The organism is Umezawaea sp. NPDC059074, assembly GCF_042738955.1.
Lineage (GTDB): Bacteria > Actinomycetota > Actinomycetes > Mycobacteriales > Pseudonocardiaceae > Umezawaea.
In genome coordinates this window covers 1-8,991 of sequence record NZ_JBHYHC010000224.1, presented here as the reverse complement: position 1 = coordinate 8,991, position 8,991 = coordinate 1, and the positions used below count along the sequence as shown (strand labels likewise).

Here is an 8,991-nt window from a genome sequence, read left to right as displayed (position 1 = left end):
CCCTTGGAGGCCAGCCGGCGCAGGGCCAGGGCGTAGCCCTGGACGCCGAGGCCGAGGATGGTGCCCTCGGCGACGGCGGAGATGTAGCTGTGCTGGCGGAAGTCCTCGCGCTTGTGCACGTTCGAGATGTGGACCTCGACCAGCGGCGCGGTGAGCTGGGAGCAGGCGTCGCGGACGGCGATCGAGTAGTGCGTCCACGCCGCCGGGTTGAGCACGACCGGGTAGCGGTGGTCGGCGGCCTCGTGGAGCCACGAGAGCATCTCGCCCTCGAAGTCGGTCTGCCGGACGTCCACCTCCAGCCCCAGCTCGTGGCCGGTGCCCTCGCAGAGGGCGACCAAGTCCGCGTACGTGGTGCTGCCGTAGACGTCCGGCTCGCGGGTGCCGAGCCTGCCGAGGTTCGGGCCGTTGAGGACGAGGACCTTCACAGGAGCACGCCCCCGCCCGTCGTCGGCTCGGCCGCGACGGCCGAGTACGCGGCGGCGATCAGGGCCGGGTCCGGGCCTTCGAGCCTGCCGGGCTTGGCGAGGCCGTCCAGCACCACGAACCGGAGCACGCCGGACCGGTTCTTCTTGTCCACCCGCATGCCCTCCATGAGCTGCGGCAGCGCGGCCGGGTCGTAGGTGGTGGGCAGGCCGAGCGAGGTCAGCACCGACCGGTGGCGGTCGGCGGTCGCGTCGTCCAGGCGGCCCGCGAGCCGGGCCAGTTCGGCGGCGAACACCAGGCCGACGCTGATCGCCGCGCCGTGGCGCCACTTGTACCGCTCGCGGCGCTCGATGGCGTGTCCGAGGGTGTGGCCGTAGTTCAGGATCTCGCGCAGGTCGGACTCGCGCAGGTCCGCGGACACGACGTCCGCCTTGATCTGGATCTTGCGCCGGACCAGCTCCTCCAGAACGGGACCGGCCGGGTCCAGCGCGGCCTGCGGGTCCGCCTCGATCAGGTCGAGGATGACCGGGTCGGCGATGAAGCCGCCCTTGACGATCTCGGCCATGCCCGCCACGAGTTCGTTGCGCGGCAACGTGTCCAGCGTCGCGAGGTCGGCGAAGACCGCGGTGGGCTCGTAGAACGTGCCGACCAGGTTCTTGCCCGCCGCGGTGTTGACGCCGGTCTTGCCGCCGACGGACGCGTCGACCATGCCGAGCAGCGTCGTGGGGACGTTGAACAGCTTCACGCCGCGCATCCACGTCGACGCGACGAACCCGGCGAGGTCGGTCACCGCTCCCCCGCCGAGGCCGATCACGGCGTCCTGCCTGCCGACGCCGATCTTGCCGAGCACGTCCCAGCAGAAGCCCGCGACCGGGAGGTCCTTGCCGTCCTCCGCGTCCGGGATCTCGACGCGGTGGGCGTCGGCCCCGGCCTCGGCCAGCGCCTCGCGCAGCGCCTCGGCCGTCTCGACCAGCGTGGGCGGGTGGATGATGGCGATCTTGGCGATGCCCTTCACGGCCTCCACCACGTCGCCGAGCAGACCGCGCCCCACCACCACGTCGTACGGTCGTTCCGCGGCCACGCGGATCCGCACCGGCTCGCCCATCACTGTTCTCCCTCGTTCATCGAGATTCCCCAACGGTCTTTCCCGTGCGCCCTGCTCAGGACGACTCCCATTCGACCACGTCCGGCTCGAGCGCCGACCCACCCCACACCGCGGCCAGCAGTTCCGCTTGCTCGCGCACCGACTTCCGCGCCTCGCCCCGGACCTTCCGCCAGCCCCGCACGCGGAAGATCACCGTGCGACCGCTGAACGCGTACCGCCAGTCCCCCACCACCTCGCCGCGCACGACCAGCGCGCCGGGACTCCCGACCGCCCGCCACACCCGCCGCGCCACGGCGGCGTCCGGCGCGACGAGCCACCGCGGCCCCAGCAGGTACGGGTCACGCGGGAACAGCAGCAGCCCGGCGGGCGGCGGTGGTGCCTCGACCACGTCCTCCACCGCCAGCAGCTTCCGCCCCTCCACCACGACCGGCCGTAGCCCTTCGGGCCACCCGGACGGCGGAAAGCCCAACCACTTCACCGCGTCCGCCTTCGCGAACGCCCCGACCAGCCGCGCGTAGGCGCGCAACAGCGTCGGCTCTCCTTCGGCCTCCACGGCGGGCACCGCCCCGGACGGCGCACGGAACACCAGCCTCGCCCCAACGGGCTCCAACTCAAGCCCCGCCAACAACGTGCCCACCCGAAACAGCCCGTCCACGACGTGCCGCACCCCGCACCGCTCACACCACGGCGTCCAATCCGCGGGCAGCAACGGACTGACCGCGGCCGACAATTCACCCTTGGTGGCCCGCTCGCCGGGAAACTCGCGGTGCAACAACTCCACCAACAGGTCCAACGGCTCCAGTTCGGGCACGGGAAACCCACCGACCCACGCGGCCAACTGCTCCGCCGTCCGCGGCCGCAACTCCCGCCGCAACACCGGCAGGTCCGCGGCCCGATGCAGGTGCGGCGCACCCCGCAGACTCAGCACTCGAACCAGTCGCTCAAGCCCGACTCCACCAAGCCCCGACCCACCGGACGCACGCCCACCGAGACCCGACCCGCTGAGGTCCGCCCCACCGAACTCCGGTCCGCCAAAGCCCCGCCCGCCTTGCCCAGGCTGACCAAGACCCAGCGCGCCGAGGTCCGACCCGCCGACATCCCGCCCACCAAACCCAGGACTACCCAAGCCGGACCGGCCGACATCCCGCCCGCCGAGTCCCGGCCCGGCGAAGTCCCGCCCACCGGGGGCAGGTCCGCTGAAATCCGGTCCGGCGAGGTTCCGCCCACCACGCTCCGACCCACCGAGGCCAGGCCCGGCGAAGTCCCGTGCGCCAAGCTCGGGCCCACCGAGGTACGCGCCACTCGGCGCAGGCCCGGCAAGGTCCGGTCTGCCCATGCCCGACCTGTCAGGCCAGGCCGACCCCAGCCCGTCGAGCCCTGGACTGCCTGGTTCCGACGTGGCAGGCCTCGGACCGTCGAGCCCCGGACCGTCCGGACCGGTCGAGCCAGGCCCGCCCGCGTTCGGCCGATCGAGCCCGAGCTCGTGCCCGCCCGTGCCGGATCGGCCGGCGCCCATCCCCGATCCGGGGAAGTACGGGCCGACGCGGACCGCGAGGCCCGCCCCGCCGGTCTTCGGCGGGCTGTCGGCGAAGCCGAGTGCCAGCACGTCGAGGGTGGCCACCGCTGCCCCGCCGTGCAGGTCCTGCGCCGCGGCGCGGTGGGCCAGCACCTCGGCGCGGGTCGCCTCCACGGGTCAGCGCGCGGCGAGCACGGCGTCGACGACCTGGTCCGGTTCGAGGTGGTCGGTCACGACCTCGATCGTCGCGACCTCCCGGTACAGCGGGAGCCGGGCGTCGAGCAGCGCCTTGAACGTCGCCCTCGGGTTGATGCCCGTGAGCAGCGGTCGGGCGCTGGACAGGCCGGTGCGCTTGACGCCCTCGGCCATGCCGACGTTGAGGAACACCACGGTGTGGCCCGCCAGCAGCTCCCTGGTCGCCGCCGACAGGATGGCGCCGCCGCCCAGCGCCAGCACACCCTCGTGGGTCTTCAGTCCGTCCGCGACGGCCTGCTCCTCCATCGCCCGGAACGCGGGCTCGCCGTCGCTGGTGAAGATGTCCGAGATCGGCTTGCCCGCGGACACCACGATGTCCTCGTCCACGTCCCGGAACGGCAGGTCGAGCCGTTCCGCGAGCAGCTGCCCGACGGTCGTCTTGCCCGCTCCGGGTGGACCGAGCACGACGTACGCGGGCGTGGTCACAGGCCCTCCCAGCGGGCTTCGAGCGCCTCCACGTAGGACGCCACGTTGCGCTTGGTCTCCGCGATGGAGTCGCCGCCGAACTTCTCCAGCGCCGCCTCGGCGAGGACCAGCGCGACGACCGACTCCAGCACGACGCCCGCGCGCGGCACCGCGCACACGTCCGAGCGCTGGTGGATCGCCACGGCCGCCTCGCCGGTGCGGACATCCACAGTGGACAGTGCTTTCGGGACGGTCGAGATCGGCTTCATCGCCACCCTGGCGCGCAGCGGCTCGCCGTTGGTGATGCCGCCCTCCAGACCGCCCGCGCGGTTGCTGCGCCGGGTCACGCCCGACGGGCCCTTGCCTCGGTCGATCTCGTCGTGCGCCTGGCTGCCCCATCGGGTGGCCGTGGTGAAGCCGTCGCCGATCTCCACGCCCTTCATCGCCTGCACGCCCATGAGCGCGGCGGCGAGCCGGGAGTCGAGCCTGCGGTCCCAGTGCACGTGCGAGCCGAGGCCCGGCGGCAGGCCGTAGGCGATGACCTCGATGACGCCGCCGACCGTGTCGCCCGCGTTCTTGACCGCCTCGACCTCCGCGACCATCGCCGCGGTGCCCTCCTCGGAGAACGCGCGGACCGGGCTCGCGTCGACCGCGGCCAGGTCGCCTGGACCGGGCACGGGCGCGTCCTCGGGCGTCCTCGCCCCGCCGATGGAGACGACGTGGCTGATGATGTCGACGTCGAACACCTGCTTGAGGAAGTTCCGGGCCACCGTGCCCAGCGCCGTGCGCGCGGCCGTCTCACGGGCGCTCGCCCGCTCCAGCACCGGACGGGCCTCGTCGAAGCCGAACTTCTGCATGCCCGGCAGGTCGGCGTGGCCGGGCCGGGGCCTGGTCAGCGCCTCGTTGCGGCCGGTCGTCTTGAGCTGGCTCGGGTCGACCGGGTCGGCCGACATGACTTTTTCCCACTTCGGCCACTCGCTGTTGCCGATGGTGACCGCGATCGGGCCGCCCTGGGTGAGGCCGTGGCGGACGCCGCCGAGGATGGTCACCTCGTCGGCCTCGAACCCCATCCGAGGACTGCGGCCGAAGCCGAGCCTCCGACGTTCCAGTTGGACGGTCAGGTCCGAGGTGGTGACCTCCACTCCCGCGACCATGCCTTCCAGCACGGCGACGAGGGCGGGTCCGTGTGACTCCCCAGCGGTGATCCAGCGCAGCACGGGACGAATCCTTTCACAGTGGGAACACCGCCAGCAGCCAGGTCGAGGCCAGCAGACCCGGCCCGTGCGGAATCCCGCCATCCGGACGAGTGAGCCCGACCAGCAGGGACAGGCCGGGAGCGAGGATGGCACCCGCCGCTAGAGCCCCGTATGAGACCGCGCCGAGCACCGCGCCCAGCGGCGCCGCGAGCTTCACGTCGCCACCGCCGAGCGAGCCGGGCGCGAGCACCCGGACGGCCAGGTGGCCGAGCCCGAAGACCAGGGCGCCCACGAGGGCCCGCAGGCCGACCTCGAGCCCCGAGGACACGAGCAGCGCCGCCACGACCGGGTAGGCGGGCAGCGTGAGCGCGTCGGGTAATCGGCGGTGGAGCAGGTCGGTGGCGGTGAGCAGGACGGCGAACCAGCCGAGCGCCAGCGTCACCGCCAGCCAGTGCGGCGGCGGGTGGCGCAGGGCGGCGACGGTCCACAACGCCGACGTCGGCACCGCGCACCACAGCCAGCGCACGTCCGCGCCTCGGCGCAACCGCTTCAGCAACCACGCGCCCGCGGCGCCGGCCAGGAATCCCAGAACAGTCCAGTGCATGGGTCCACGGTCCGGCCTCGACCCCTTGGTCCACAAGGAGGAGCACCGCCGAACGGACCGTTCACAGAGCCCCGTACGGGTGAACCTCGCGAGCGCGTTCACCGGAACGACCCGCGGAAGGGGCGGCCGACGTCACGCGGGTGCCCTTCGATGCGCCACATGGCGACGAAGGGCACCCGCGCGTGGTCAGCGCTGCCAGGAGAAGAGCTGGTCGCCCACGGCGACCGTGGAGCCCTCGGAGAGGTCCCCGAGCGCGTCCGCCGGGGCGTCCAGCGCGATGACGGGGCAGATGGGCGCGAACCCGGCCGCCTCGACCTCAGCCGGGTCCCAGCTCACGATGGCCTGCCCCGCGCGCACGGTCTCGCCCTTCACCACGTGCAGGGTGAAGCCCTCGCCCTTGCGCTTCACCGTGTCGATGCCGAGGTGCACGAGCACCCCGGCGCCGCTCTCGGTGGCCACGACGAACGCGTGCGGGTGCAGCGTCACGATCGTGCCGTCGACCGGCGACACGACGTCCGCGGCGACCCTGTCCGGTTCGACCGCGATGCCCGGTCCGACCATCGCCTGGGCGAAGACCGGGTCCGGGACCTCGGTGAGCGAGACGACCCGACCGGCGACCGGGCTGCCCACCCCGAGGGTCACAGGAGGTCCTCGATGTCGCTGGCGATCGTGTCCGCCTCGGGGCCGACGATGACCTGCACGACGTTGCCCTGCCGCATGACCCCGTGCGCCCCCAACGCCTTGAGCGCCTTCTCGTCGACGACCGACCCGTCGTTCAGCTCGCACCGCAGGCGCGTGATGCACGGCTCGATCTCGATGATGTTGGACGCCCCGCCGAGCGCGGCGAGGATCTTCTCCGCCTTCTCGTCAGCCACTTCGTGTCCTCTCTCGACTGGTGACACCGCTTGGCCACGGTCACGTAACGGCGGTTGACACCCACTCCGCACGGAGAGCATTCTCCCCGCACAAACTGGTCTAGACCGGAAAGTACCAATGAGGTCGCCGGCAAGCGAGCGCGGGGAGGTGCACATGGGCGAACGGGAGACTCCGACGAGGATCGTCGACGGTCCGAAGCCCAAGCACGCCCAACTGCGCGACATCCTGCGCCGAGTGGCGGAACAGGAACTCCAGCCGGGTTCGCCGATCCCGTCGGAACGGGATCTGGCGGAGCAGTATCGCGTGTCCCGCATCACCGTCCGCGCGGCGGTGGGTCAACTCGTCGCCGAGGGCCTGCTGACGAGAGCCAAGGGCCGCGGCACGTTCACGGCCCGCCGCAGGTTGGACGTCCAGCTGTACCTGGAGTCCTTCACCGACGACATGCGCAAGCGCGGCATGACCCCCGCCACCGAGGTGATCAGCCTCGACGAGGCGGTGCCGCCGGAGGCCGCCGCGAGCGCGCTCGACCTGAACGCACGGGAGCGCGCGTACCAACTGGTCCGCCTCCGCAGGGCCGACGGCGTCCCGCTGGCCGTCGAGCGGGGCTGGTACAACCCGAGGGTCGTGCCGGGTCTCCGCCGCCACGACCTGTCGACCTCGCTCTACACGTTGATCGCCGACACCTACGGCGTCCAGCTCGACCACGCCAAGCAGACGGTGTGGGCCGAGAGCGCCGACGCCGAGACCGCGAAGCTGCTCGGCGTCCGCAAGGGCAGCTCGCTCCTCGTCTTCCGCCGCGTCACCAGCTCGCTGGGCCGACCGGTCGAGGACATGACTTCCTGGTACCGGGGCGATCTTTACCAGGTGACGATGCAATTGGACCGGACCGTCCCGGGTTCCGGACCGCACTCCGCCAAGGGAGGTACTCGATGAGCGCCAGCGCCCCACAGGTGACCGGCGGTCGTGAGATCAAGGGACTCGCCACGCTCCAACGCTTCGGTCGCAGCCTGATGCTGCCGATCGCCGCGTTGCCTGCGGCCGGTCTCTTGTTGCGACTCGGTCAGGCCGACTTGCTCGGCAAGGACGGTCTGGGTTGGGACAAGGTGGCCGCGGTCATCGGCGCGGCAGGGGATTCCATCTTCGGAAACCTCCCCCTGCTCTTCGCCGTCGGCATCGCGATCGGCTTCGCCCGCCGCGGCGACGGCTCCACCGGTTTGGCCGCCGTCGTCGGCTACGTGGTGCTCCAGGGCGTGTTCAAGGCACTCTCGCCGCTGGTCCTCCCGCTCGCCGAGGGCGCTCTGCCCGCTGATCAGAAGTTCATCGACTACCGAGTCCTCGGCGGTATCGTCGTCGGTCTGATCACGGCGGTGCTCTGGCAGCGGTACCACCGCATCAAGCTGCCCCCGTACCTGGCCTTCTTCGGCGGTCGCCGGTTCGTGCCGATCATGGTCGCCGGCGTGATGATCATCGTCGGCGTGATCCTCGGCCTGCTCTTCCCGCTGTTCAACAGCGGCCTGACCAGCCTCGGCAACGCGATCACCGGCAGCACGATCATCGGCGCGGGCCTCTACGGCGTCGTGAACCGCCTGCTGATCCCGCTCGGCCTGCACCACATCGTCAACAACGTCGTGTGGTTCCAGTTCGGCGACTTCACCGACGCCACGGGCAAGGTCGTCCACGGCGACATCAACCGGTTCCTGGCCCACGACCCGTCCGCGGGCACGTTCCAGACCGGCTTCTTCCCGATCTTCATGTTCGCCCTGCCCGCCGCCGCGTTCGCCATCTGGCAGACCGCTCGCCCGTCGCAGAAGAAGATCATCGCGGGCATCATGGGCTCCGCGGCCCTGACGTCGTTCATCACGGGTGTGACCGAGCCGCTCGAGTTCGCGTTCATGTTCGTGGCGTGGCCGCTGTACCTGATCCACGCGGTCCTGACCGGCACCTCGCTGGCCGTCGCCAACGCGCTGGGCATCCACGACGGCTTCTCGTTCTCGGCCGGTGCGATCGACTTCATCCTGAACTGGAACATCGCCACCAAGCCGTACCTGCTGATCGTGCTCGGCCTGGTCTACGCGGTGATCTACTACTTCCTGTTCCGGTTCGTCATCACCAAGTGGAACCTGAACACCCCCGGCCGCGAGGACGACGAGGACCCGGAGGCCGACCCCAGCGTCGTCACCGCTTCCGAGACCTCCACGACCTCCGGCAAGCCGCTGAGGGACTGACTCCCCTCGGGGAGCACCAAGGAAAGGACGGATCATGCCTGAGCGACGGGTCACCGTGGCGAGCAAGGTCGGGCTCCACGCCCGACCGGCGGCACTGCTGGCGAAGGCCGCCGCCGGTCAACCGGTCAAGGTCACCATCCGCAAGGACGACGGCCAGCCGGTGGAGGCCGCGAGCGTGCTCGGCCTGATGACGCTCGGCGCGATGCACGGCGACGAAGTGGTGCTGTCCGCGGACGGCGAAGGCGCGGACTCCGCGCTGGAGGCCATCGCGGAGATCATCGCCACGGATCTCGACGAGGGCTGATTCGCCCGAGCCGCACCAGGGGGAGAGGCCGTGAGTCCAGGTCGGTCGCCCGGCCACAGTCGCGGTCGCGGGGGGCGCGCGG

Annotated in this window: 11 protein-coding genes; 3 read left to right on the top strand and 8 right to left on the bottom strand. The window is 71.5% G+C overall.

Annotation, left to right across the window (positions count from 1 at the left end; all coding sequences use genetic code 11):
• The 8 genes from aroQ to ACFWW9_RS44555 all read right to left on the bottom strand — a co-directional run.
• On the bottom strand, positions 1-425 hold a 425-nt coding region (gene aroQ / locus ACFWW9_RS44590; RefSeq protein ID WP_390389459.1), incomplete at its 3' end, for a type II 3-dehydroquinate dehydratase.
• Positions 422-1,528 carry a 3-dehydroquinate synthase gene (gene aroB, locus ACFWW9_RS44585; protein ID WP_390389456.1) on the bottom strand — a complete coding sequence of 369 codons (1,107 nt, stop codon included), beginning with the start codon at positions 1,526-1,528 and terminating at the stop codon, positions 422-424. The genes aroQ and aroB, both read right to left, overlap by 4 nt.
• A gap of 55 nt (positions 1,529-1,583) precedes the next feature.
• On the bottom strand, positions 1,584-2,456 hold the full coding sequence (locus ACFWW9_RS44580) for a DNA glycosylase AlkZ-like family protein (RefSeq protein ID WP_390389453.1): 873 nt from the start codon (positions 2,454-2,456) through the stop codon (positions 1,584-1,586).
• A gap of 765 nt (positions 2,457-3,221) precedes the next feature.
• A complete protein-coding gene (locus ACFWW9_RS44575; RefSeq protein WP_390389451.1) occupies positions 3,222-3,725 on the bottom strand; it encodes a shikimate kinase in 504 nt (167 codons plus the stop codon).
• Positions 3,722-4,921, bottom strand: a complete 1,200-nt coding sequence (gene aroC / locus ACFWW9_RS44570; protein WP_390389448.1) for a chorismate synthase — start codon at positions 4,919-4,921, stop codon at positions 3,722-3,724. The genes ACFWW9_RS44575 and aroC overlap by 4 nt, the downstream gene beginning before the upstream one ends.
• 13 nt (positions 4,922-4,934) lie before the next feature.
• Positions 4,935-5,504 (bottom strand): prepilin peptidase, encoded by a 570-nt coding sequence (locus ACFWW9_RS44565; RefSeq protein WP_390389447.1) that lies wholly within the window; start codon positions 5,502-5,504, stop codon positions 4,935-4,937.
• A gap of 186 nt (positions 5,505-5,690) precedes the next feature.
• Positions 5,691-6,146 (bottom strand): PTS glucose transporter subunit IIA, encoded by a 456-nt coding sequence (locus ACFWW9_RS44560; RefSeq protein ID WP_390389446.1) that lies wholly within the window; start codon positions 6,144-6,146, stop codon positions 5,691-5,693.
• Positions 6,143-6,379, bottom strand: a complete 237-nt coding sequence (locus tag ACFWW9_RS44555) for a glucose PTS transporter subunit EIIB (protein ID WP_390389444.1) — start codon at positions 6,377-6,379, stop codon at positions 6,143-6,145. The genes ACFWW9_RS44560 and ACFWW9_RS44555 overlap by 4 nt, the downstream gene beginning before the upstream one ends.
• A gap of 154 nt (positions 6,380-6,533) precedes the next feature.
• On the opposite strand from ACFWW9_RS44555, the gene ACFWW9_RS44550 reads away from it, so the two are divergent.
• From ACFWW9_RS44550 to ACFWW9_RS44540, 3 genes are read left to right on the top strand one after another with little or no spacing between them, the layout of a single operon-like run.
• On the top strand, positions 6,534-7,313 hold the full coding sequence (locus tag ACFWW9_RS44550) for a GntR family transcriptional regulator (protein WP_390389442.1): 780 nt from the start codon (positions 6,534-6,536) through the stop codon (positions 7,311-7,313).
• Positions 7,310-8,605 carry a PTS transporter subunit EIIC gene (locus ACFWW9_RS44545; protein WP_390389441.1) on the top strand — a complete coding sequence of 432 codons (1,296 nt, stop codon included), beginning with the start codon at positions 7,310-7,312 and terminating at the stop codon, positions 8,603-8,605. Before ACFWW9_RS44550 ends, ACFWW9_RS44545 begins: the two co-directional genes overlap by 4 nt.
• 34 nt (positions 8,606-8,639) lie before the next feature.
• The gene (locus ACFWW9_RS44540) at positions 8,640-8,909 is read left to right on the top strand and encodes an HPr family phosphocarrier protein (protein ID WP_390389439.1); all 270 of its coding nucleotides are present in this window, start codon (positions 8,640-8,642) and stop codon (positions 8,907-8,909) included.
• The last annotated feature ends 82 nt before the right edge of the window (positions 8,910-8,991 follow it).

Excerpts from the sequence above, each read along its gene's own strand:
- ACFWW9_RS44565 (WP_390389447.1), bottom strand. The coding sequence starts at position 5,504 with ATGCACTGGACTGTTCTGGGATTCCTGGCCGGCGCCGCGGGCGCGTGG.
- ACFWW9_RS44550 (WP_390389442.1), top strand. The coding sequence starts at position 6,534 with ATGGGCGAACGGGAGACTCCGACGAGGATCGTCGACGGTCCGAAGCCC.
- ACFWW9_RS44540 (WP_390389439.1), top strand. The coding sequence starts at position 8,640 with ATGCCTGAGCGACGGGTCACCGTGGCGAGCAAGGTCGGGCTCCACGCC.
- aroB (WP_390389456.1), bottom strand. The coding sequence starts at position 1,528 with ATGGGCGAGCCGGTGCGGATCCGCGTGGCCGCGGAACGACCGTACGAC.
- ACFWW9_RS44545 (WP_390389441.1), top strand. The coding sequence starts at position 7,310 with ATGAGCGCCAGCGCCCCACAGGTGACCGGCGGTCGTGAGATCAAGGGA.